Origin of the sequence: Acidovorax sp. 59 (assembly GCF_002754175.1) — a bacterium.
Taxonomy (GTDB): domain Bacteria; phylum Pseudomonadota; class Gammaproteobacteria; order Burkholderiales; family Burkholderiaceae_C; genus Acidovorax; species Acidovorax delafieldii.
In genome coordinates this window covers 1,377,716-1,400,269 of record NZ_PEET01000001.1, presented here as the reverse complement: position 1 = coordinate 1,400,269, position 22,554 = coordinate 1,377,716, and the positions used below count along the sequence as shown (strand labels likewise).

Below are 22,554 nucleotides of genomic sequence, written 5' to 3'. Positions count from 1 at the left end.
GCACAAGGCCCCGTTCAAACGGCTGGACCGCGAGCCCGGTCAGGCTGCCGTCGGTGCAGTATCCGTGGCTACAGCTGGAGTGCCGCCACTGGAGTTATCACCACCAGAGGGAGGGGTGCGTGGCGTCCAGTCCTTGGGAGGACGAGGCTCCTTGCCCGCCATGATGTCGTCCAACTGTTCGGTATCGATGGTTTCCCATTCGAGCAAGGCCTTGGCCATGGCGTGCATCTTGTCACTGTTCTCTTCGATCAGGCGGCGGGCGAGGTTGTACTGCTCGTCGATGATGCGGCGCACTTCCATGTCCACCTTTTCCATGGTCTGTTCGCTCATGGTGGTGGTCTTGGTGACCGAGCGGCCCAGGAACACTTCGCCTTCGTTCTCGGCGTAAACCATCGGCCCCAGGGCATCGGTCATGCCGTAGCGCGTGACCATGTCGCGGGCGATGTGGGTCGCGCGCTCGAAGTCGTTGCTGGCGCCGGTGGTCATCTGGTTCATGAACACTTCTTCGGCAATGCGGCCACCGAACAGCATGCTGATCTGGTTGAGCATGTATTCGCGGTCATAGCTGTAACGGTCCTGCGCGGGCAGACTCATCGTCACGCCCAGAGCACGGCCGCGGGGAATGATGGTGACCTTGTGCACGGGGTCGCACTTGGGCAGCAACTTGCCGATCAGCGCATGGCCTGACTCGTGGTAAGCCGTGTTGCGGCGTTCTTCCTCGGGCATGACCATGCTCTTGCGCTCGGGACCCATGAGGATCTTGTCCTTGGCCTTCTCGAAGTCCTGCATCTCCACGGTGCGCGCATTGCGGCGGGCAGCCATCAGGGCGGCTTCATTACACAGGTTGGCCAAGTCGGCACCGCTCATGCCGGGGGTACCACGGGCGATGATGCCAGGTGCCACATCCTGACCAATCGGGATCTTGCGCATGTGCACGTTCAGGATCTGCTCGCGGCCACGGATGTCGGGCAGCGTCACATACACCTGGCGGTCAAACCGGCCTGGACGCAGCAGGGCGGCGTCCAGAATGTCAGGGCGGTTGGTGGCAGCCACCACGATGACGCCCAGGTTGGTTTCAAAGCCGTCCATCTCGACCAGCATCTGGTTCAGGGTCTGCTCGCGCTCGTCGTTACCCCCGCCCAGGCCCGCGCCACGCTGGCGGCCCACCGCGTCGATTTCATCGATGAAGATGATGCAGGGGGCATTCTTCTTGGCGTTGTCGAACATGTCGCGCACGCGCGCCGCGCCCACGCCAACGAACATTTCCACGAAGTCGGAGCCGGAGATGCTGAAGAACGGCACCTTGGCTTCGCCAGCGATGGACTTGGCCAGCAGGGTCTTGCCAGTACCGGGAGGCCCCACCAGCAGCAGGCCACGGGGAATACGACCGCCGAGCTTCTGGAACTTTTGTGGGTCTTTGAGGAAGTCCACCACTTCCTTGACTTCTTCCTTGGCCTCGTCGCAACCGGCCACGTCAGCGAACGTCACTTGGTTGTTGTTCTCGTCCAGCATGCGCGCCTTGCTCTTACCAAAGCTGAAGGCGCCGCCCTTGCCACCACCTTGCATCTGGCGCATGAAGTACACCCACACGCCAATCAACAGCAACATGGGCCCCCAGCTGACCAGGAGGGTCATGAGCAAGGAGCCTTCCTCACGAGGCTTCACGTCGAACTTGACGTTGTGATTCAGCAGGTCACCCACCAGACCACGGTCCAGCACCGAAGCGTTTGTGCGGATCTTGCGATCATCGGTGGTGACCGCAACAATCTCGCCACCGCTCAGCCCTTCGGGAATGGTGGCGCTTTTAATGCGGTTGTTGCGGACTTCGTCCAGAAACTCGGAATACCCGACGTGGCCTGCACTGGCGCCGCTGCGAGTGTCAAACTGCTTGAACACCGTGAACAGCACCATGGCAATGACCAGCCATACGGCAATTTTTGAAAACCACTGATTGTTCAAGCGGGGCTCCAGTTGCAGGGAACAGAAAACGGACACACTGCCGTCATGGCACGCATGTGCGGCCCATTTTAGGTCTTTCAAGCCACGGGACCAGCTCTATTCCCCCTCACGCCCATGGAATCAGCACGGGCTTTGCAGCCAAAGTTCACGGATTCTTGACCTGAGGCAAGCCTAGACAGGCTGCTTTTTCAGCCCCATGCCCACCAGGAAGGTTTCTGACGACTTGTCGCGCGACGCCTTGGGTTTCAAGGGTTTGACGACCTTGAAGGTCTGCTTGAACAGGGTGGCCAGATCGCTGTATCCGCTGCCATGGAACAGCTTGACCACCAGGGCGCCTTCCGGTTTCAAATGGTTGCACGCAAAATCCACAGCCAACTCCACCAAATGCGCAATCCGTGCTGCATCGGCCGACTCGATGCCCGACAGGTTGGGCGCCATGTCAGACACCACCACGTCCACCACCCGGCCGTCGAGCGCCCGCTCCAGGCGCTCCAGCACCTCGGGCTCGCGAAAGTCTCCGTTCAAGTAGGTGACGCCTTCAATGGGGTCCATGGGCAGAATGTCCAGCGCAATGATCACCCCGTTGAGCTGCCCCGCTGCGGCGCCCGCGGGCGACATGCGCCTGCGCAGATACTGGCTCCACGCCCCCGGTGTGGAGCCTAGGTCGACCACCGTATAACCAGGCTTGATGAGGCCCAGTTGCTCGTCAATCTCCTTGAGCTTGTAGGCGGCACGGGCGCGGTAACCCTCCTTCTGTGCCAATTTGACATAGGTGTCGTTCACGTGGTCGTTGAGCCACGCCTTGTTCACCTTCTTGCTCTGGGTTTTGACTTTCATATGGCGGTATTGTCTCTCGACAATCGCTGTAGCTGGTGACTTGAAAGCCTTGCCGCACTTGGGAGGTGGAGTCACCCCACCACGGGCCGCAGACATAATACGGGTATGCCCCAAATTCAACTGACTCCTGCCGAGCGCCGGGAACAACGCGCCAATGCCCACCACCTGGACCCCGTGGTCCTGATCGGCGGCGATGGCCTCACCCCTGCCGTGAAGAAGGAAATCGACGCCGCCCTCAACGCCCATGGCCTGATCAAGGTGCGTGTTTTCAACGACGACCGCGTGGCGCGCGAGCTGATGTACCAGGAGCTGACCGCCGAACTCAACGCTGCACCCATTCAGCACATCGGCAAACTGCTGGTGCTGTGGCGGCCCCAGCCTGTCAAAGAGCGAACCATCGACGAAGACCGGATGCCCGGCCCACGCGATGTCAAGGTGCTGAAGTACAGCAAACGGGGTGGTCAGCGCCCCGAGATCAAGCAGTTGCGTGTGCTCGGCAACCAGCGCCTCACGTCAGGCGGCCAAATCAAGCGCGCCAAGCCCAAGCAAAAATCCATCAAGAAGCGCCAGGCTGACTGATGACCGCTGAAGCAGCATCTGCAACCATTGCAGCACCTGCCGGCATGGCGCCGACGCGCCACATCCTCTGCATGAAATGGGGCACGAAATACGGCCCCGAATACGTCAACCGGCTGTACGCCATGGTGCGCCGGCATCTGAGCGGAGACTTCCGTTTTGTCTGCCTCACCGATGACAGCACCGGAATCCGTAGCGAAGTGCAATGCCTGCCCATTCCTGCACTGGATCTACCGCCCGGCATTCCCGAGCGGGGCTGGACCAAGCTGGCCACCTTCAGCGCAGACTTGCATGGCCTGCGGGGCACCGCCCTGTTTCTGGACGTGGATGTGGTCGTCACCGGCAGCCTGGATGATTTTTTCACCCAGCCCGGCGAATTCCTGATCATTCACGACTACAAACGCCCATGGCGCATCACGGGAAACTCGTCGGTCTATCGCTTCGAGCTTGGCGCCCATCCTGATGTGCTGGCGTATTTTCGCGAACACTTCGCGGAGATACGCGCACAGTTTCGCAACGAACAGGCCTACCTGTCCGACTTCTTGCACAAGCAGGGCAAGCTGCAATACTGGCCCGCTGCATGGTGCCCCAGTTTCAAGTACCACGGGATACCGCCGTGGCCCACCAATTACTGGCGCGCTCCGTTTGTGCCCGAAGGCGCACGCATCGTGATTTTTCACGGGGAATGCAATCCCCCGGATGCGCTGGCGGGGAGGCGCAACCGCCGCTTCCGCTACATCCGTCCAGCTACCTGGGTGGCGGAACACTGGCACGAATAGGCGCGGCGGCGGGCAGGCTTGTCCTCAAAAGAAAAGTCCACGCCGCAGTAGGTCTGTCAGCGAGTCGCTTGCCTGACCGTCAATCGCTGGCGGACCGCTCTTCCACTGCCGTGTGCGCTCCTGGCCGAAGCGTTTGCCAGAACACTGCCAAGGCGCAGCCCCATTGCACCGCGTACATCACTGTCCCCACGCTGTGCCACAGACGCAAGTCCTGCCGGGCCACAATGCGGGGCGCCACACCAAACTGGTTGAGCAACGCCAGCAGCAGGCCGCCCAGAACGAACAGCATGGCAGCGCGTGCCCACGGATATTGGGTCACCCCATGCCGAGGTCTGGACAGCAGCAGCAGCACCACACAGCACACCACAGCCACCCAGGTTTGCGCCGCAAACAGCCGGGCCGCCATCTGTCCCGCCAGGGAAGGGGATGGCAGAGAGGCGAACAACAGCGGCACCACCAGAAAGCCGATGGTGGTGAGACTGCCCCACCACAAGGCCGCCACCAGAGCGGGAAGTCGCGGGCGCATGCCCAGCCACATGGCAGCCATCACACCATCACTGGTAGCTGACCGCCACCACTTCATAGCGGCGGATGCCACCGGGGGCCTGCACCTCAGCGGTGTCGCCTTCCTCCTTGCCAATGAGGGCACGCGCGATGGGGCTGGAAATATTGATCAGGCCTCGCTTGAGGTCCGCCTCGTCTTCCCCGACGATCTGGTATTTCACCGTGTCGCCCGACTCTTCGTCCTCCAGCTCGACCGTGGCACCAAACACCACCTTGCCGCCGCCATCGACCGCACTGGGGTCGATGACCTGGGCCACCGAGAGCTTGCCCTCGATCTCCTGAATGCGGCCTTCGATAAAGCCCTGGCGGTCCTTGGCGGCGTCGTAATCGGCGTTTTCACTCAGGTCGCCCTGCGCACGCGCTTCGGCAATGGCCGAGATCACAGCGGGACGCTCCACGGTCTTGAGTCGGTGCAGCTCTTCCTTGAGCATTTCGGCGCCGCGTTTGGTAATTGGAATGGTGGCCATGAGATTGAGTCTCCACAAGTCAAAACGGTGAAAGTGCAATGCACTTCCACCGATCTGTCGCCACGCTGCGCCCCGCAAAACACTGGCGGGTGCACATGGCACATCTACAAAAGGAAACCGCCGCACGTTGCCGCGCGGCGGTGTTAGTTCGGCTGCAATTATGCCGTGTTTGCGGCGGCAAAAGCCACCGCAAAAACCCGGTCAGGCCGCCAGTTGAGCGTGCAGTTCCTGCACGGAATACACGTCGAGTTTGTCCAGGTACTTCATGCCCTCGACGGCCGCCTCGGCACCAAAGATGGTGGTGAAGGTGGTCACGCGGGCCAGCAGCGACGAGGTGCGGATCGCGCGCGAGTCTGCAATCGCATTGCGGCGCTCTTCCACCGTGTTGATGACCATGACAATCTCATTGTTCTTGATCATGTCCACGATGTGCGGACGGCCTTCCGTGACCTTGTTGACCACCACCACCGGGACGCCCGCCTCGGCGATGGCCGCAGCGGTGCCCTTGGTCGCCACCAGGTCGAAGCCGAGCGCCACCAGCTGGCGGGCAATGTCCACCGCACGGGGCTTGTCGTTGTTCTTCACGGTGAGGAACACTTTGCCCGACGTCGGCAGCTTGGTGCCCGCGCCCAGCTGGCTCTTCACGAACGCTTCCCCAAAGGTCTTGCCCACGCCCATCACCTCGCCTGTGGACTTCATCTCGGGGCCGAGGATGGTGTCCACGCCCGGGAATTTGACGAAGGGGAACACGGCTTCCTTCACGCTGAAGTAAGGCGGTGTCACTTCCTTGGTGATGCCCTGCGAAGCCAGCGACTGGCCCGCCATGCAGCGCGCTGCGACCTTGGCCAGCTGGATGCCGGTGGCCTTGGAGACAAACGGCACCGTGCGCGAGGCGCGGGGGTTCACTTCCAGCACGTAGATCACGTCCTTGCCATCCACTTCCTGAATGGCGAACTGCACGTTCATCAGGCCCACCACATTCAGGCCTTCGGCCATGGCAGCCGACTGGCGCTTGAGCTCGTCCACGGTGGCTTGCTTGAGGTAGTACGGCGGCAGCGAGCAGGCCGAGTCACCCGAGTGCACGCCGGCTTGTTCGATGTGCTCCATCACGCCACCGATGAAGGTCTTGCCTTCGGGGTCGCGCAGGCAATCCACATCGCACTCGATGGCGTCGTTCAGGAAGCGGTCCAGCAGCACGGGCGAGTCGTTGCTCACCTTGACGGCCTCGCGCATGTAGCGCTCCAGGTCGCGCTGCTCGTGCACGATTTCCATCGCGCGGCCGCCCAGCACGTAGCTGGGGCGCACCACCAGGGGGTAACCCAGCGTGGCGGCCTTTTCCAACGCCTCGGCTTCGGTACGCGCCGTGGCATTGGGCGGCTGGCGCAGGCCCAGGTCCCCCAGCAGCTTCTGGAAACGCTCGCGGTCTTCGGCCGCGTCGATCATGTCGGGGCTGGTGCCGATGATGGGTACGCCTTCGGCTTCCAGGCCCAATGCCAGCTTGAGCGGCGTCTGGCCGCCGTACTGCACGATCACACCGTGTGGCTTTTCCTTGTCCACGATCTCGAGCACGTCTTCCAGCGTCAGCGGCTCGAAGTACAGGCGGTCGGAGGTGTCGTAGTCGGTCGAAACCGTTTCAGGGTTGCAGTTGACCATGATGGTTTCGTAGCCATCCTCGCGCATGGCCAGTGCGGCATGCACGCAGCAGTAGTCGAACTCGATGCCCTGGCCGATGCGGTTCGGGCCACCGCCCAGCACCATGATCTTTTTCTTGTCCGTCGGCGCAGCTTCGCACTCTTCCTCGTAGGTCGAATACATGTAGGCCGTGTTGGTGGCGAACTCGGCAGCGCAGGTGTCCACGCGCTTGTACACGGGGCGAACGTTCAGCGCGCGGCGTGCTTCGCGCACCGATTTCTCGGTGGTCTTGAGCAGCTTGGCCAGGCGGCGGTCGGAGAAGCCCTTCTTCTTGAGCGTGCGCAGCGTGTCGGCATCCAGCGTAGCCAATGCCGCATCACCCTTGTCGGCGGCGAGCTGGTCGAGTTCGAGTTCGATTTTCACGATCTCTTCGATCTGCACCAGGAACCACTTGTCGATCTTGGTGAGGTCGTACACCTCGTCCACCGACAGGCCCATGGCAAACGCGTCGCCCACGTACCAGATGCGCTCGGGACCGGGCTCGCCCAGTTCCTTTTCAAGCACTTCGCGGTCCTGGGTCTTTTCGTTCATGCCGTCCACGCCCACTTCCAGGCCACGCAAGGCTTTCTGGAAGGACTCCTGGAAGGTGCGGCCCATGGCCATGACCTCGCCCACAGACTTCATCTGGGTGGTCAGGCGGCTGTCGGCCGTCGGGAATTTCTCGAACGCAAAACGTGGGATCTTGGTGACCACGTAGTCGATCGAAGGCTCGAACGAAGCGGGCGTGGCGCCGCCCGTGATTTCGTTCTTGAGCTCATCGAGCGTATAGCCCACGGCCAGCTTGGCCGCGACCTTGGCAATCGGGAAGCCCGTGGCCTTGGAGGCCAGCGCCGACGAACGCGACACGCGCGGGTTCATCTCGATGACGATCATGCGGCCGTCCTTCGGGTTGACCGAGAACTGCACGTTGGAGCCGCCCGTGTCCACGCCGATCTCGCGCAGCACCGCGAGCGACGCGTTGCGCATGATCTGGTATTCCTTGTCGGTCAGCGTCTGCGCGGGGGCCACCGTGATCGAGTCGCCCGTGTGCACGCCCATCGGGTCCAGGTTCTCGATGGAGCAGATGATGATGCAGTTGTCCGCCTTGTCGCGGACCACTTCCATCTCGTACTCCTTCCAGCCGAGCAGCGACTCTTCAATTAGCAACTCGTTGGTGGGCGAGGCTTCCAGGCCGCGCTTGCAGATGGTCTCGAACTCTTCGGGGTTGTAGGCAATGCCGCCGCCGGTACCGCCCAGCGTGAAACTGGGGCGGATCACGGTGGGGAAACCCACGGTCTTTTGCACGGCCCAGGCTTCGTCCATGCTGTGGGCGATGCCGGAGCGAGCGGAGCCCAGACCGATCTTGGTCATGGCGTCCTTGAACTTCAGGCGGTCTTCGGCCTTGTCGATGGCTTCGGGTGTAGCACCGATCAACTCGACCTGGTACTTGTCGAGCACGCCGTTGCGCCACAGGTCCAGCGCGCAGTTCAGCGCAGTCTGGCCGCCCATGGTGGGCAGGATGGCGTCGGGGCGTTCCTTGGCAATGATCTTCTCGACCGTCTGCCAGGTGATGGGCTCGATGTAGGTGACGTCGGCGGTGGCCGGGTCGGTCATGATCGTCGCAGGGTTGCTGTTGATCAGGATGACCTTGTAGCCTTCTTCACGCAGGGCCTTGCAGGCCTGCACGCCGGAGTAGTCGAACTCGCAGGCCTGGCCGATGATGATCGGGCCGGCGCCAATGATGAGGATCGATTTGAGGTCTGTGCGCTTTGGCATTATTTCTTCTCCATCAGCGCGGTGAAGCGGTCAAACAGGTAGGCGATGTCGTGCGGGCCGGGCGATGCCTCGGGGTGGCCCTGGAAGCAGAACGCAGGCTTGTCGGTGCGCTCCAGCCCTTGCAGCGTGCCGTCGAACAGGCTGATGTGCGTGGGGCGCAGCGTGGCGGGCAGCGAGGCCATGTCCACGGCAAAGCCGTGGTTCTGGCTGGTGATGCTCACGCGGCCGTTGTCCAGGTCCTTCACTGGGTGGTTGGCACCATGGTGGCTGTTGTCCATCTTGAAGGTCTTGGCGCCGCTGGCCAGTGCCATGATCTGGTGGCCCAGACAGATGCCGAAGGTGGGCACACCTGCGTCAACGATCTGGCGGGTGGCTTCGATGGCGTAGTCGCAGGGCTCTGGGTCACCAGGGCCGTTGGACAGGAACACACCGTCCGGCTTCATGGCCAGCACGTCGGCCGCGGGCGTCTTGGCGGGCACCACGGTGAGCTTGCAGCCACGTTCGGCCAGCATGCGCAGGATGTTCTTCTTGACGCCGAAGTCGTATGCCACCACGTGGAAGCGCGGGGCAGCCTGTGTGCCATAGCCTTCGCCCAGCTTCCACTCGGTCTGGTCCCAGGTGTAGGTCGACGGGGTGGTCACCACCTGGGCGAGGTCCAGGCCCTTCATGCTGGGCGCGGCCTTGGCAGCCGCCAGGGCTTCGTCGATGCGCGCCTGCGTCACAGCCTCACCAGCCGCCAGGCCCAGGATGGCGCCGTTCTGCGCACCCTTGTCGCGTAGCAGGCGGGTGAGTTTGCGGGTGTCGATATTGGCAATGGCCACCGTCTTTTCGCGCACGAGGTACTGCGAAAGCGTTTCGGTGGATCGGAAGTTGCTGGCCAGAAGGGGCAGGTCTTTGATGATCAGGCCTGCAGCATGGACCTTGTCGGCTTCGATGTCTTCCGCATTGACGCCGTAATTGCCGATGTGCGGATACGTCAGGGTGACGATCTGCTGGCAGTAGCTGGGGTCGGTGAGGATTTCCTGGTAGCCGGTGATGGCGGTGTTGAACACCACTTCACCGACCGTGGTGCCGGTGGCACCGATCGAGTTACCGATAAAGACCGTGCCGTCTGCGAGCGCCAGGATGGCGGGCGGGAAGTTTCCCTTGAGAGACAAAAGCACTGGGTTCTCCGGATGGTTACGGTCGCCCGGCGCCTGCAGACCACTCGCACACTCGAAGCGCGATGGTGCCAATGGCTGCTCTCAGATGGGTTGTTGCTTTGGGTGCGGTCGGGCGACGCTGTTGCGAGAAAAGCTCCCGATTATACCCTCCGTCGCTGACACCTCCGCAATGCACGCCTTGCATAACCCTGGTACCAACGTCTATGAGCTGCAGGGCCAAGGCTCACCCCGAGCGCCCATGGCACCGCGGCGGGCGCGGACAGGATCAGCGCCCTGCTCCGCTCGCGTGCAGGCAGATGGCCGCAGCCGCCGCCACGTTCAGCGACTCCTCGCCGCCGGGCTGGGCGATGCGGATGCGCAACGAAGCCCTATCTTCCAGAGCCGGGCTGACGCCCTGCCCTTCGTGGCCCATCACCCAGGCGCAGGGCCAGGGCAAGGCGGCGCGGTGCAGGAAGTCACCCGCATGCGAGCTGGTGACCAGCAGCGGCACCTGCAGGGCAACGAGGTCGTCCAGCGCCAGCCCCTCGATCAGGTCCAGCGCGAAATGCGCCCCCATGCCAGCCCGCAAGACCTTGGGCGACCACAGCGCGGCACTTCCCTTGATGGCGGCCACCTGGCGGAATCCGAACGCCGAGGCGCTGCGCAGGATGGAACCCACATTGCCCGCGTCCTGCACCCTGTCCAGCACCACGGTGGGCGCATTGGGCTGGAGTGAAGCCGGTGCGGGCAAGTCCAGGACAAAGCCCATCGAGGCGGGCGACTCCAGCCCGCTCACGTCCGCAAACAGTGCATCGGCAAGGACTATGAATTTTGTAGCTGCACCAGCATATTGCACCTGCGCTTGCGGCCAAAAAGACTCCGAAAACACCGCCACCGATGCCCGCAGCCCCCGTGCGAGCGCGGCGCGGCACAGATGGTCTCCTTCGAGCCAGACACGGCCCTGCTTGCGGTACGCCGTCGTATCCTGAGCCAAACGGCGCAAGTCCTTGACGAAGGTGTTATCGCGGGAATGGATGGCGGTCACGGACGAGGAGGTCATGGCAAATTTTCAGCGCGCGGTCAGGATCCGGCGCGCAGGTTCTGGGCCACCGGCGCAAACGAGCGCCGGTGGTAAATGCAGGCACCGTGCTCGCGCAAGGCGGCCATGTGCACGGCCGTGCCGTACCCCTTGTGGCCGGCAAAGCCGTACTGCGGAAACTCGTCATGCACCTGCGCGCACCAGCGGTCGCGGTGCACCTTGGCAAGGATGGAGGCCGCCGAGATGGCAGGCACCAGCGCATCGCCCTTGACGATGGCTTCCGCCGGAACATCCAGCACGGGCAGCCGGTTGCCATCCACCAGCACCATCGCCGGTTTGAGCCGCAGCCCCATGACGGCACGGCGCATGGCCAGCAGCGTGGCCTGCAGGATGTTGAGCTGGTCGATCTCTTCGACGCTGGCCTCGGCGATGCTGCAGCACAGGGCCTTGGCGCGGATCTCGTCGTAAAGCTTTTCACGCCGCGCGGCCGTGAGTTTCTTGGAGTCGGCCAAGCCTGCAATCGGGTGCAGGTCGTCCAGGATCACAGCCGCTGCCACCACGGGCCCGGCCAGGGGGCCACGGCCAGCCTCATCCACGCCAGCCACGAGGCCGGGCGGGTGCCAGGGCAGGCAGGCCTGCTCAGGCTGCGGGAGCGAGGATTTTCTGGATCGCATCGGCAGCCAGTTGGGGGGTGTTGCGCAGCAGGCTCTCGTGCAGCGCCGTAAAGCGCTGCTCCAGGGCTGCAATTTTTCGGGGATCTTGGCGCTTTGCGTCCAGCCAGTCCAGCGTGGCTGCGCAAAGCGCCTGGGGCGTAGCGGCGTCCTGGATCAGCTCGGGCACCACAAACTCGCGGCACAGGATGTTGGGCAGGCCCACCCAGGGTTGCAACTGCTTGCGGCGCATGAGCCACCAGCTGAGCGGGTGCATGTGGTAGCCGATGACCATGGGCCGCTTGAAGAGCGCGGCCTCCAGCGTCGCGGTGCCGCTGGCAATCAACGTGGCATCACACGCTGCGAGCACCGTGTGCGACTGGCCCGTGGTGATTTGCAAGGCATTGCCCAGACCGCACGCGCGCGCCAACTGCTCGATGCGATCACGCAGTGCGGGCACTGCAGGCACTATCAATTTAATAGCTGGTCGTGCTTTAAACACTAGCGCTGCAGCCTCAAAGAATGGCTGGGCAATGTACTGGATCTCGGAGGAGCGGCTCCCAGGAAGGATGGCCAGGACTTCGTCCTCATCCTTCAGACCCAATTGCGCACGCGCGGCTGCACGGTCCGGCACCATGGGAATCACGCCCGCCAGCGGGTGACCTACGTAGGTGGCGGCAATGCCGTGCTGCGCGAGCAGCTCTGGCTCAAACGGGAAGATGCACAGCACATGGTCCGCGCTGCGGCGAATCTTGTCGACGCGATCCGCACGCCAGGCCCAGATGGACGGGCACACAAAATGCACGGTCTTGATGCCGGCCGCGCGTAAATCGGCCTCCAGGCCCAGGTTGAAATCGGGCGCATCCACACCGATGAACACGTCGGGGCGGTCCTTGAGCAGGCGCTCGCGCAGTTGTTTGCGAATGCCCAGCAGCTCGCGCAGCCGGCGCAGCACCTCCATGCTGTAGCCGTGCACTGCCAGCTTGTCGCTGGGCCACCAGGCAGTAAAACCGCGGCGCGCCATCTGCGGCCCGCCAATGCCGCAGGATTGCAGCCCGGACCAATGCGCCTGCATGCCATCGATCAGCAAGCCCGCCAGCAAGTCGCCCGACGTCTCGCCCGCCACCATGGCGACGCGGGGGGAATCTGCCATCGCCCAGCCCTCAGCGCGCAATGCCGCGCGTGGCGTCGGCCAGGAACCGCTCCATCATCGCCGCATCGTCACCGGCCTGCGGTGCGGACTGCGCCAACTCTGCAATAGCGGCACGCGCAGCCTCCAGCGTCAGGCCCTGCCGATAAATCAGCTTGTGCATCTGCTTGACCGCCGCAATGCGCTCGGCCGAAAAGCCACGGCGGCGCAGCCCCACCACGTTGTAGCCGCGCACCGCCAGGGGATTGCCATCCACCAGCATGAAAGGCGGCACGTCCTGCGACACCGCGCTGGCAAAGCCCACCATCGCGTGCGCACCAATCTTGACGAACTGGTGGATGCCCGTGAGTCCGCCCACCGTCACCCAGTCGCCCAGGTGCACATGCCCTGCCAGCGTGGTGTTGTTCGCCAGCGTGGTGTGGTTGCCCACATGGCAATCGTGCGCGATGTGGGTATACGCCATGATCCAGTTGTCATGGCCCACAGTGGTGATGCCGCCGGCCTGGGGCACGCCCAGGTTCAGCGTGCAGAACTCGCGGATGGTGTTGCGGTCACCAATGACCAGCTCGGTCGGCTCGCCTGCGTACTTCTTGTCCTGCGGGATGGCGCCGATGGAGTTGAACTGGAAAATGCGGTTGTCAGCACCAATCGTGGTGCGCCCATCGATCACGCAGTGCGCGCCAACTGTGGTGCCCGCGCCGATGGACACATGCTCGCCAATGACCGCGTAGGGCCCCACCGTGACCGTAGGGTCCAGGCGGGCGCCGTCCGCAACAATGGCTGTGGGGTGGATATTGCTCACGATCCAACAGGCCTGAACCGGTCAACCGACGTTGCGCATGGTGCACATGAGTTCGGCCTCGCAGGCCACCTCTTCGCCCACGCTCGCCACGCCCTTGAACTTCCAGATGCCACCGCGCACGCGGTCGATGGTGATGGTCAGGATCAACTGGTCGCCGGGCTCCACAGGGCGCTTGAACCGCGCGCCATCGATACCGACAAAGTAGTAAATGTTGTTCTCATCGGGCACCTTGCCCATGGCATCGAACGCCAGCAAGCCCGCAGCTTGGGCCAGTGCTTCCAGGATCAACACACCCGGCATCACCGGACGGCCAGGGAAATGCCCCATGAAATAGGGCTCGTTGAACGTGACGTTCTTGATGGCCTTGATGCGGGTGTTGCTCTCTAACTCGATCACCTTGTCCACCAGCAAAAACGGGTAGCGGTGGGGCAGTTGTTTGAGAATTGCGTGAATATCCATCATCGAGTTGTTCTTCCGTTCATACTGCCTTGAGGGCCAGCTCCAGCGCCTTGATGCGCTCGCGCAGGCTGTGCAATTGTTTGAGTGTGGCAGCGTTTTTTTCCCAGCGCGCATTGTCGTCGATGGGGAACATGCCGGTGTACTGACCAGGCCGGGTGAGAGAGCGGGTGACCACCGTCGCGGCCGAGATGTGTACGTTGTCAGCCAGCTCCAGGTGCCCCAACACGATGGCACCACCGCCTACCGTGCAATGCGCCCCGATGGTGGCACTGCCCGCCACGCCTACACACCCAGCCATGGCCGAGTGCTTGCCGATGCGCACGTTGTGCCCGATCTGGATCAGGTTGTCGAGCTTAACGCCGTCTTCGATCACCGTGTCCTGCAGCGCACCCCGGTCGATGCAGGTGTTGGCGCCAATCTCGACGCCATCTCCAATGCGCACGGCACCCAGTTGCTCGATCTTGACCCACTGCCCGTTCTCCGGCGCAAAACCGAAACCATCAGCGCCAATGACCACGCCCGCATGGACGATGCAACGCGCGCCGATGCTGCAGCCCTCGCCCACGGTGACGCGCGACTTGAGCACGGTATCTGCGCCCACCGAGGCGCCCCGCTCAATCACGCACAGCGGACCGATGGTGGCCGAGGGGTGGACCTGCGCCGAGGGATCAACCACTGCGCTGGGGTGCACACCGGACGACCGCGCGGGCGTATTGCGCTGCCGCCACAACTGGGTAGCTCGGGCGAAGTACACGTAGGGGTTGTCGGCCACGATGCAGGCGCCCCGTGCCAATGCGGCGTCGCGCATGGCAGGCGCCACAATGACACAGGCCGCCCGGGAGGCGGCCAGTTGCTGTTGGTAGCGGGGATTGCTCAGGAAACTGAGGTCTCCCGGGCCCGCAACCTCCAGTGGCGCAATGCGGGCGATGACGGTTTCCCGCGCGCCCCCTTCCAGCGAACCACCGAGCGCATCAACAATGTGCCCGAGAAGCAAGCTGCTCACGCGCCACCTGTCTTGCGCAGCGGCTTACTTGGCAGCAGCAGCGGCATTCAGGGCCTTGATCACCTTGTCGGTGATGTCGTGCTTGGGGTTGATGTAGACGGCCTCTTGCAGGATCACGTCATATTTTTCGGCCTCGGCCACCTGCTTGACCACCTTGTTGGCGCGTTCCAGCACTTGCGACAGCTCTTCGTTCTTGCGGGCGCTCAGGTCTTCCTGGAATTCACGGCGCTTGCGCTGGAAGTCGCGGTCCTGGTCCACCAGCTGGCGCTGGCGCGCGGTGCGTTGGCTCTCCGCCATGGTGGGTGCTTCACGCTCAAACTTGTCGCTGGCAGTCTTCAGGGTGTTGCCCAGATCCACCAGTTCTTTCTCGCGACGGGAGAACTCCTGCTCCAGCTTGGCCTGCGCAGCCTTGGCTGTGGTGGCTTCTCGGAAGATGCGATCAGTGTTGACGAAACCGGCTTTGAACTCTTGCGCTTGTGCAGGGGCTGCGATGGCAACGGTGCCGAGCAGCAAGGCCACGGAGAGATGGCGAGAAAAGGATTTCATTAGAAAGACGTTCCAATCTGGAATTGCAGTTTCTGGATTCTATCGCCGGCGAACTTGCGCACTGGCTGCGCAAACGCCAAACGCAAGGGACCGAGCGGCGAAATCCAGCTCAGCCCCAGGCCCACGGAGGCACGCATGTCACTGAAGGTAACTTTGTCGTTCTCGCCGTACACATTGCCCACGTCCAGGAACGTGAACACACGCAGGGTCCGGTCATTGCCAGCGCCCGGGAACGGAGCAATCAGCTCGGTATTGAGCGTGATCTTCTTGGGGCCTCCCAAAGAAGCACCGGTCACATCACGCGGGCCGAGGGTACCCTGGTCGAAACCACGCACAGAGCCCAGACCGCCCGAGTAGAAGTTCTTGAAGACAGGGAATGGGCGGCCGTTCAAGCCCTTGCCGTAACCGGCCTCGCCATTGAAGGCAATGGTGAAGCGCTTGTTGAGCGGGATGTACTGCTGGTACTGATAGTTGGCCCGCACGTAGCGTGCATCGCCTGCCACAGACCATTCGGAATTGAGGCGCTGGTACCGGCCGGAGTTGGGCGCCAAGGCGCTGTCCCGGTCGTCACGGGACCAGCCCACGGTCAATGGAATCGAGGTGCTGCTGTAGCCGAACTTGTCTGCGTAAAACAGGTAGGTGGCCGGGATGTTCGTGCCGGGCTTGATGCGGGTCTGCTCCAGCCCACCGCCAAAGAACACCGTGTCGGTCTCACTGAAAGGCACGCCAAAACGCACGGAGGTCCCGGTGGTTACCAGCTGGTAATTGCCCCCCTGGTCTTCATAGGGCTTGTCGGTGCGGTAGTACACATCGAGCGTGCGCGAGATGCCTTCGGGCGTGAAGTACGGGTTGGTGGTGCTGAACACCAGTGTGCGCCGGTACTTGCTCGTGTTGACGTCGATGCCCAGGTAGTTGCCCGAGCCAAAGATGTTTTCCTGCTTGATACCGAACGAGAGAGACGCTTTTTCGGCGCTGGAAAAACCCACACCCAGTTGCAACGAGCCGGTTGGCTTTTCTGCCACGTTGATCACCAGATCGACCTGGTCGGGCGAGCCGGGCACTTCCTGGGTTTCCACGTTCACTTCCGTGAAGAAGCCCAGACGGTCCACGCGGTCGCGGGACAGGCGGATCTTGTCGCCGTCGTACCAGGAGGCTTCGTACTGGCGGAACTCACGGCGAATGACTTCGTCACGCGTGCGGTTGTTGCCACTGACGTTGATACGGCGCACGTAGGCGCGGCGTGCTGGTTCGGCTTGCAGCACAAAATTGACGCGATTGTTCTCACGATCAATTTCGGGCACAGCCTCCACGCGGGCAAACGCAAAACCAAAGCGGGCAAAGTACTCGGAAAACGCCTTGGTGGTTTCGGTCACCTGGTCCGCGTTGTAGGGCTCACCGGGGCGGATGGTCACCAGCGACTTGAACTCGTCCTCGCGGTCCAGATAGTTGCCTTCGAGTTTCACGCCCGACACCACATACCGTTCGCCTTCCGTCACATTGACAGTGATGGAGATGTCCTGCTTGTCCGGCGAGATGGCGACCTGCGTCGAGTCCACACGGAACTCCAGGTAGCCGCGCTGCAGGTAATACGAGCGCAGGGTTTCAAGGTCGGCGTTGAGCTTGGTGCGCGAGTAGCGATCGGACTTGGTGTACCAGCTCAGCCAGCCCCCCGTGTCCTGGTCGAACAGGCCCTTGAGCGTCGATTCACTGAACGCCTTGTTGCCCACGATGCGCACTTCCTTGATGCGTGCGGGCTCACCTTCCGTGATCGTGAAGGTCAGGTTCACGCGGTTGCGCTCGATGGGTGTGACCGTGGTCACCACCTCCGCGCCGTACAGGCTCTTGTTGATGTACTGGCGCTTGAGCTCTTGTTCGGCACGGTCGGTGAGCGCCTTGTCATAAGGACGCCCTTCCGTCAGGCCCACTTCGCGCATGGCTTTTTTGAGCGCATCTTTGTCGAATTCACGGGCACCGGCAAAGTCCACGTCGGCGACAGTGGGGCGCTCTTCGACCACCACCACCAGAACGTTGCCGCTGGCCTCCAGGCGCACATCCTTGAAGAGTCCCAGACCGAACAGCGCACGAATTGCTGCGGCGCCTTTTTCGTCGTTGTAGTCGTCACCCACCCGCAGGGGCATGGATGCAAACACGGTACCCGGCTCCACACGCTGCAAGCCCTCCACGCGAATGTCCTGCACCTTGAATGGCTCCAGAGCCCATGCCGCATTGGCGGCAAAAATCATGGCTGCAACGGCCGATGCGGTACGCACGCCCAGGCGATTGATGTGTTTTTTCATGAATGAAGCGGGAGCCGCAATTGCAGGGCAAGCGCGGCAAAAGTGTTAGCCAAAGAGCCGGGTGATATCGTTGAACAGAGCTATGGACATCATGACAAGCAGGACAGCAACGCCTCCACGCTGCAATCGCTCCATCCATGCGTCCGACACACCCCTGCCCGTGACACCCTCCCAAAGATAATACATCAGGTGCCCACCGTCCAAGACTGGCAGCGGAAGCAGGTTCAGCACCCCCAGGCTCACACTGATCAGAGCAAGAAAGATGAGGTACTGCGTCAGCCCCATGCTGGCTGAGCGGCCTGCGTAGTCGGCAATGGTCAAGGGGCCACTGAGGTTCTTGAGCGACGCCTCGCCGATCACCATGCGACCCATCATGCGCAGGGTCAGCAGCGACACATCCCAGGTCTTCACCACACCACCCCACAGACCATCGACCAGCCCGTAGTCCACCGTGACAAATTCTGGTGCAGCTCCCACGTAGGCGCCAATGCGCCCCACCGTATTAGCCGGTTCGGTTACAGCCTCGGGCAACACGTCCAGTGTCATCACCTGACCACCGCGCTCAACGCGCCAAGGCTGCGCCAATGGCTCGTTCCCCCGCACAGACTGCCGGATCAACTCGCGCAGTTGCTGCCCATCCACCACATCGGTCTGCCCCACCTTGAGCACCACATCACCTTGGCGCAGGCCAGAGCGCTCAGCCGCGCTTTGCGCCATGACCTCGCCCAACACAGGGCGGGTCCAAGGTCCCAGGATGCCGACCTTGCGAAACAGCTGGGCATCAGCCTCACGGCTGTCGATCCGGGACATGTCGAGCACGACCTCACGATGGCCCGCACCATGGGCGGACTGGACGTCAAGACGCACGTTCAGCCCCTCAAGCGCACCACGGGTCAGCAGCCACCGCAGGTCTTCAAACGAACGAACTGGCTCCAGATCTTCTGCACCCAATGCGGCGCGCTCTACCAGTTCACCGCCCCGCAACCCGGCACTGTGTGCGACAGAGCCTGCGACCGGGCTTGCCAGAATGGCCCGGGGCTCCTCGACACCGTTCCAGTTCACCACCGAATACAGCAGCACTGCCAACAACAAATTGGCGATGGGCCCAGCCGCAACGATGGCTGCTCGCGAGCGCAGGGGCTGGGTGTTGAAGGCCAGATGCCGCTCCTCTGCGGCAACGGGTGCCTCGCGCTCGTCCAGCATGCGCACATAGCCCCCCAATGGGAAGGCTCCCAACACAAACTCCGTGGGAGACCCCTGGGGCTGCCAGCGCAATAGCGGCTTGCCGAAACCCACAGAGAACCGCAATACCTTGACCCCACAGGCCACCGCCACGCGGTAGTGCCCGTATTCGTGCACTGCGATCAAAAGACCGAGGGCAACGATGAAGGCAGCGATAGTAAGCAGCATGGATGGATGGTTCCTGAGTGGGCCGGCAGTCAGGCAGCCAGACGGCCCGCCACATGTTCAGCCGCATGGCGGGCCTGGGTGTCCAGATCCAGCAACGCGGCGAGCGAATCGGGCTTGGAGGGCGAAACTGCATCCAAAGTTGCAAGGTTGACCGCATGAATATGGTCAAAACGCAGCCGACCCGACAAAAAGGCGCCCACCGCCACCTCGTTGGCCGCATTCAGCACGGCAGTGGTCCCCTCGGCCGCCTTCAGCGCCTGCCAGGACAGGTGCAGGCCCGGGAAGCGAATGGCGTCCGCGTCTTCAAACGCGAGGGCGCTCAGGGTCGAGAAATCCAGCTTGCTGGCCCCGCTGGTAATGCGCTCGGGCCAGGACAGGCCGCAGGCAATGGGCACTCGCATGTCGGGCGTACCCAGCTGTGCAAGGATGGAGGCGTCCTTGAACTGAACCATCGAATGGATGATCTGCTGCGGGTGGATGACCACCTTGATCTGGTCTGGGTGCAGATCAAACAGCCAACGCGCCTCAATGACCTCCAAGGCCTTGTTCATCATCGTGGCCGAATCCACGGAAATCTTGCGTCCCATCGAGAAGTTGGGATGCGCACAGGCCTGGTCAGGGGTGATCTGCGCCAACGTGGCCGGATCCCGCTGGCGGAAGGGACCGCCCGAGGCTGTGAGCAGGATGCTGTCCACCCGGTCAGACCAAGTGGCAGGGTCTTCTGGCAGGCACTGGAAGATCGCAGAGTGTTCGCTGTCGATAGGCAGCAGTGTGGCACCGCCGTCGCGCACGGTCTGCATGAACAGCCCGCCACCCACCACCAGGGCCTCCTTGTTGGCCAACAGCAATCGTTTGCCCGCGCGCGCCGCAGCCAGACACGGAGCCAGACCGGCAGCCCCCACGATAGCCGCCATTACGGCGTCGACCTCATCATGGGACGCTATGATTTCAAGAGCATCTTGCGCTTGTATCACTTCTGTCGGGAGGCTATTGGCCTGCAATTTTTCTGCCAGCTCCGCCGCATGGGATGCGCTGGCCATCACCGCGTAGCGAGGGCGAAACTGCGCGCATTGTTGCAGCAGCAGATCCACTTGCGTCGCAGCGCTGAGGGCAAACACCTCGAAGCGCTCCGGGTGGCGTGCCACCACATCCAGCGTGCTGGTCCCAATGGAGCCGGTGGAGCCGAGAACGGTGAGTCGTTGTTTCATCATGGGGTCGTCAGGCTCGTGAGCATCATGGCCAGGGGCAGTGTGGGCAGCAAGGCATCCACGCGGTCAAGCACGCCGCCGTGTCCGGGCAAAAGGCCACTGCTGTCCTTGACTCCGGCGCTGCGCTTGATGAGCGACTCCACCAGGTCACCCGACACGCTCATGGCCACCATGAACAACGCCGCAATCACCAGCAACCACCAGCCCTGCTGCGCCATGCGGCTGTAAAAACTGGGCACCGACGCCTGCCAGTGGGCATCCGCTGCCGCCCAAACAAAAGCCATCACCATCACCCCTGCCAGGCCGCCCCACACACCTTCCCAGCTCTTGCCGGGACTGATCGAGGGCGCCAGCTTGCCCTTGGTAAACCGCAATCCGAATGCGCGCCCCGCAAAGTAGGCAAAGATGTCGGCCACCCACACCAGCAGCAGCACCGACAGCAAAAAATTGATGCCCACATTGCGGGCCTGCACCACGGCCAGCCATGCGAGCCACAAGGCAAGCACGCCAGCCACGAGACGCACACCGGCTGGTATGCGGGGCCAGCCGGGCACTCCGGCCTTGAGCAGCCAGGCAGCCGCCAGGACCCACAGCCCGCCGCCCACCACCCATAGGGCAGTCAACGGGCGATCGACCCAGCCCAGCGCCCACGACCCGGCGCACAAGGCCACACAGGCCACACCCACCGCCACGGAACCTGCTTGGCCAAAGCCGCTCAGACGACCCCATTCCCAAGCCCCGGCAGCCATCAGAACCAACACGACCAGCGTGAACGGTATGGTGTTGGCGTAGAAAAGCGCGGGCAACAAGATGGCCAGCAGAACAAGGGCTGTGATGACGCGCTGTTGAAGCATGGGGGCTTTCAGAACCTGTTCAGGTTCTCAACCCGGCATCGGATCAGGATGCGCGGACAGAATCTGTTCAGAGGTTTTGCCAAAACGGCGCTCGCGGCGGCTGAAGGCGTCGATGGCCTCGTCCAGGGCGGACTCATCGAAATCGGGCCACAGTCGGTCGCTGAAGAAGAACTCGGAGTATGCCGATTGCCAGAGCAAAAAGTTGCTGATCCGCATTTCTCCCCCGGTGCGGATCACGAGGTCGGGGTCGGGCACGTGGGCCAATCCCATCGCATTGTGCAGACTGGCCTCGGTGATGGGCTCGCCACGGGCAGCCAGCGATGCAGCCGCCTGCGCGATGTCCCAGCGGCCTCCGTAGTTGAAGCAGACGTTGAGCACCAGGCGGGTGTTGTCCGCCGTGGCGGCTTCTGCCTGACCCAGGCCGTCTCGCACCTTGGGCGAAAGGCTGCCACGTTCGCCCACAAAATGAAGACGCACGCCGTCTTTCTTGAGCTGGGGCACCTCGCGCGCCAGGGCCATCGCCAGCAGCTCCATGAGGCCGGAGACCTCGTCGGCGGGGCGGTTCCAGTTTTCGGAAGAGAACGCAAACACCGTGAGCACACCAACGCCGCGCTGCACGCAAGCGCGTGCGCAGCGGCGAAGTGAGTCAACCCCTTGCTTGTGGCCGGCCAGACGCGGCAGAAAGCGACGCGTAGCCCAGCGGCCGTTGCCATCCATGACGATGGCAATGTGGTGTGGCACCACCGGAGATACAGACATGGGAATGTTCAAGCCCTGGGGGCTCAAACCGCCATGATTTCCTGCTCTTTGGCGGCCACCAGCGCGTCGATCTCGGCGATGTGCTTGTCGGTGAATTTTTGCACTTCCGTTTCGGCGCGCTTCTGGTCGTCTTCGGACGCCAGCTTGTCCTTGACCAGTTTTTTGACGGATTCGTTGGCATCGCGGCGCAGGTTGCGCACGGCGATCTTGGCGCTCTCGCCCTCGTTGCGCGCGAGCTTCGTCATTTCCTTGCGGCGCTCTTCGCTCATGGGGGGCATGGGCACGCGGATCAGGTCGCCCATGGAAGCCGGGTTCAAGCCCAGGTCGCTTTCGCGAATAGCCTTTTCAATCTTGGCGCCCATGCCCTTTTCCCAGGGCTGCACGCTGATGGTGCGCGAATCGATCAGCGCCACGTTGGCCACCTGGCTCAGTGGAACCAGGGAGCCGTAATACTCGACCTGCACCGTATCGAGCAGGGCCGGATTGGCACGACCGGTGCGAATCTTCTGCAGGTTGTTCTTGAACGCGGTGATGGACTGGTCCATCTTGGTTTCAGCAGTCTTCTTGATGTCGGCAATCGTCATGTTTTCTCCTCGGGCCGACCTG

Annotated in this window: 21 protein-coding genes; 2 read left to right on the top strand and 19 right to left on the bottom strand. The window is 62.7% G+C overall.

Features of this window, described 5'->3' with window-relative positions; all coding sequences use genetic code 11:
* Positions 1-39: 39 nt before the first annotated feature.
* Both ftsH and CLU87_RS06330 read right to left on the bottom strand, forming a co-directional pair.
* Entirely contained in the window at positions 40-1,959 is a 1,920-nt protein-coding gene (gene ftsH, locus CLU87_RS06335; RefSeq protein ID WP_056067227.1) for an ATP-dependent zinc metalloprotease FtsH, read from the bottom strand.
* Positions 1,960-2,130: 171 nt separating this feature from the next.
* Positions 2,131-2,796, bottom strand: coding sequence for an RlmE family RNA methyltransferase (locus CLU87_RS06330; protein ID WP_099729891.1), 666 nt, complete (start codon positions 2,794-2,796; stop codon positions 2,131-2,133).
* A 105-nt stretch (positions 2,797-2,901) separates the two neighbouring features.
* On the opposite strand from CLU87_RS06330, the gene CLU87_RS06325 reads away from it, so the two are divergent.
* Both CLU87_RS06325 and CLU87_RS06320 read left to right on the top strand, forming a co-directional pair.
* On the top strand, positions 2,902-3,375 hold the full coding sequence (locus CLU87_RS06325; protein ID WP_056067223.1) for a YhbY family RNA-binding protein: 474 nt from the start codon (positions 2,902-2,904) through the stop codon (positions 3,373-3,375).
* A 44-nt stretch (positions 3,376-3,419) separates the two neighbouring features.
* Positions 3,420-4,151 (top strand): glycosyltransferase, encoded by a 732-nt coding sequence (locus tag CLU87_RS06320; protein WP_369804336.1) that lies wholly within the window; start codon positions 3,420-3,422, stop codon positions 4,149-4,151.
* 79 nt (positions 4,152-4,230) lie between these two features.
* Here the strand turns inward: CLU87_RS06320 and CLU87_RS06315 are convergent, their stop codons facing one another.
* From CLU87_RS06315 to frr, 17 genes are all read right to left on the bottom strand, one after another.
* Positions 4,231-4,677, bottom strand: coding sequence for a DUF4149 domain-containing protein (locus CLU87_RS06315; protein WP_099732064.1), 447 nt, complete (start codon positions 4,675-4,677; stop codon positions 4,231-4,233).
* Positions 4,678-4,705: 28 nt separating this feature from the next.
* Positions 4,706-5,182, bottom strand: coding sequence for a transcription elongation factor GreA (gene greA, locus CLU87_RS06310; protein ID WP_056067220.1), 477 nt, complete (start codon positions 5,180-5,182; stop codon positions 4,706-4,708).
* A 201-nt stretch (positions 5,183-5,383) separates the two neighbouring features.
* Positions 5,384-8,629, bottom strand: coding sequence for a carbamoyl-phosphate synthase large subunit (gene carB, locus CLU87_RS06305; RefSeq protein WP_099729889.1), 3,246 nt, complete (start codon positions 8,627-8,629; stop codon positions 5,384-5,386).
* Positions 8,629-9,792, bottom strand: coding sequence for a glutamine-hydrolyzing carbamoyl-phosphate synthase small subunit (carA, locus tag CLU87_RS06300; protein WP_099729888.1), 1,164 nt, complete (start codon positions 9,790-9,792; stop codon positions 8,629-8,631). The genes carB and carA overlap by 1 nt, the downstream gene beginning before the upstream one ends.
* A gap of 265 nt (positions 9,793-10,057) precedes the next feature.
* Positions 10,058-10,831, bottom strand: a complete 774-nt coding sequence (locus tag CLU87_RS06295; protein WP_099729887.1) for an RNA methyltransferase — start codon at positions 10,829-10,831, stop codon at positions 10,058-10,060.
* A gap of 20 nt (positions 10,832-10,851) precedes the next feature.
* Positions 10,852-11,484 carry a ribonuclease HII gene (rnhB, locus tag CLU87_RS06290; protein ID WP_099729886.1) on the bottom strand — a complete coding sequence of 211 codons (633 nt, stop codon included), beginning with the start codon at positions 11,482-11,484 and terminating at the stop codon, positions 10,852-10,854.
* Positions 11,450-12,613, bottom strand: coding sequence for a lipid-A-disaccharide synthase (gene lpxB, locus CLU87_RS06285; protein WP_099732063.1), 1,164 nt, complete (start codon positions 12,611-12,613; stop codon positions 11,450-11,452). Before lpxB ends, rnhB begins: the two co-directional genes overlap by 35 nt.
* Before the next feature lie 10 nt (positions 12,614-12,623).
* Positions 12,624-13,412: an acyl-ACP--UDP-N-acetylglucosamine O-acyltransferase gene (gene lpxA / locus CLU87_RS06280; RefSeq protein WP_056067209.1), complete on the bottom strand. Its 789-nt coding sequence runs from the start codon at positions 13,410-13,412 to the stop codon at positions 12,624-12,626.
* A 21-nt stretch (positions 13,413-13,433) separates the two neighbouring features.
* Complete coding sequence (fabZ, locus tag CLU87_RS06275) at positions 13,434-13,874, bottom strand: 3-hydroxyacyl-ACP dehydratase FabZ (protein ID WP_056067207.1); 441 nt, start codon at positions 13,872-13,874, stop codon at positions 13,434-13,436.
* 16 nt (positions 13,875-13,890) lie between these two features.
* Positions 13,891-14,874: a UDP-3-O-(3-hydroxymyristoyl)glucosamine N-acyltransferase gene (gene lpxD, locus CLU87_RS06270; protein WP_056067206.1), complete on the bottom strand. Its 984-nt coding sequence runs from the start codon at positions 14,872-14,874 to the stop codon at positions 13,891-13,893.
* Positions 14,875-14,898: 24 nt separating this feature from the next.
* A complete protein-coding gene (locus tag CLU87_RS06265; RefSeq protein WP_056067203.1) occupies positions 14,899-15,420 on the bottom strand; it encodes an OmpH family outer membrane protein in 522 nt (173 codons plus the stop codon).
* Positions 15,420-17,717, bottom strand: coding sequence for an outer membrane protein assembly factor BamA (gene bamA / locus CLU87_RS06260; protein WP_056067201.1), 2,298 nt, complete (start codon positions 17,715-17,717; stop codon positions 15,420-15,422). The genes CLU87_RS06265 and bamA overlap by 1 nt, the downstream gene beginning before the upstream one ends.
* A gap of 45 nt (positions 17,718-17,762) precedes the next feature.
* Positions 17,763-19,127: an RIP metalloprotease RseP gene (gene rseP / locus CLU87_RS06255; protein WP_056743620.1), complete on the bottom strand. Its 1,365-nt coding sequence runs from the start codon at positions 19,125-19,127 to the stop codon at positions 17,763-17,765.
* A gap of 29 nt (positions 19,128-19,156) precedes the next feature.
* Entirely contained in the window at positions 19,157-20,335 is a 1,179-nt protein-coding gene (gene ispC, locus CLU87_RS06250; protein ID WP_099729885.1) for a 1-deoxy-D-xylulose-5-phosphate reductoisomerase, read from the bottom strand.
* On the bottom strand, positions 20,335-21,189 hold the full coding sequence (locus CLU87_RS06245; protein ID WP_056067196.1) for a phosphatidate cytidylyltransferase: 855 nt from the start codon (positions 21,187-21,189) through the stop codon (positions 20,335-20,337). The genes ispC and CLU87_RS06245 overlap by 1 nt, the downstream gene beginning before the upstream one ends.
* Positions 21,190-21,216: 27 nt before the next feature.
* Positions 21,217-21,948, bottom strand: coding sequence for a polyprenyl diphosphate synthase (gene uppS, locus CLU87_RS06240; protein ID WP_056067194.1), 732 nt, complete (start codon positions 21,946-21,948; stop codon positions 21,217-21,219).
* A gap of 23 nt (positions 21,949-21,971) precedes the next feature.
* Entirely contained in the window at positions 21,972-22,532 is a 561-nt protein-coding gene (gene frr, locus CLU87_RS06235) for a ribosome recycling factor (RefSeq protein ID WP_056067192.1), read from the bottom strand.
* Between the last annotated feature and the right edge of the window lie 22 nt (positions 22,533-22,554).

What these genes read in the sequence shown, in the direction of transcription:
- CLU87_RS06320 (WP_369804336.1), top strand. Translation starts at nt 3,420, where the DNA reads ATGGCGCCGACGCGCCACATCCTCTGCATGAAATGGGGCACGAAATAC.
- bamA (WP_056067201.1), bottom strand. Translation starts at nt 17,717, where the DNA reads ATGAAAAAACACATCAATCGCCTGGGCGTGCGTACCGCATCGGCCGTT.
- greA (WP_056067220.1), bottom strand. Translation starts at nt 5,182, where the DNA reads ATGGCCACCATTCCAATTACCAAACGCGGCGCCGAAATGCTCAAGGAA.
- CLU87_RS06315 (WP_099732064.1), bottom strand. Translation starts at nt 4,677, where the DNA reads ATGCGCCCGCGACTTCCCGCTCTGGTGGCGGCCTTGTGGTGGGGCAGT.
- ispC (WP_099729885.1), bottom strand. Translation starts at nt 20,335, where the DNA reads ATGAAACAACGACTCACCGTTCTCGGCTCCACCGGCTCCATTGGGACC.
- rseP (WP_056743620.1), bottom strand. Translation starts at nt 19,127, where the DNA reads ATGCTGCTTACTATCGCTGCCTTCATCGTTGCCCTCGGTCTTTTGATC.
- rnhB (WP_099729886.1), bottom strand. Translation starts at nt 11,484, where the DNA reads ATGCGATCCAGAAAATCCTCGCTCCCGCAGCCTGAGCAGGCCTGCCTG.
- CLU87_RS06330 (WP_099729891.1), bottom strand. Translation starts at nt 2,796, where the DNA reads ATGAAAGTCAAAACCCAGAGCAAGAAGGTGAACAAGGCGTGGCTCAAC.
- CLU87_RS06325 (WP_056067223.1), top strand. Translation starts at nt 2,902, where the DNA reads ATGCCCCAAATTCAACTGACTCCTGCCGAGCGCCGGGAACAACGCGCC.
- uppS (WP_056067194.1), bottom strand. Translation starts at nt 21,948, where the DNA reads ATGTCTGTATCTCCGGTGGTGCCACACCACATTGCCATCGTCATGGAT.
- CLU87_RS06295 (WP_099729887.1), bottom strand. Translation starts at nt 10,831, where the DNA reads ATGACCTCCTCGTCCGTGACCGCCATCCATTCCCGCGATAACACCTTC.
- fabZ (WP_056067207.1), bottom strand. Translation starts at nt 13,874, where the DNA reads ATGATGGATATTCACGCAATTCTCAAACAACTGCCCCACCGCTACCCG.
- lpxB (WP_099732063.1), bottom strand. Translation starts at nt 12,613, where the DNA reads ATGGCAGATTCCCCCCGCGTCGCCATGGTGGCGGGCGAGACGTCGGGC.
- CLU87_RS06245 (WP_056067196.1), bottom strand. Translation starts at nt 21,189, where the DNA reads ATGCTTCAACAGCGCGTCATCACAGCCCTTGTTCTGCTGGCCATCTTG.
- CLU87_RS06265 (WP_056067203.1), bottom strand. Translation starts at nt 15,420, where the DNA reads ATGAAATCCTTTTCTCGCCATCTCTCCGTGGCCTTGCTGCTCGGCACC.
- carB (WP_099729889.1), bottom strand. Translation starts at nt 8,629, where the DNA reads ATGCCAAAGCGCACAGACCTCAAATCGATCCTCATCATTGGCGCCGGC.
- frr (WP_056067192.1), bottom strand. Translation starts at nt 22,532, where the DNA reads ATGACGATTGCCGACATCAAGAAGACTGCTGAAACCAAGATGGACCAG.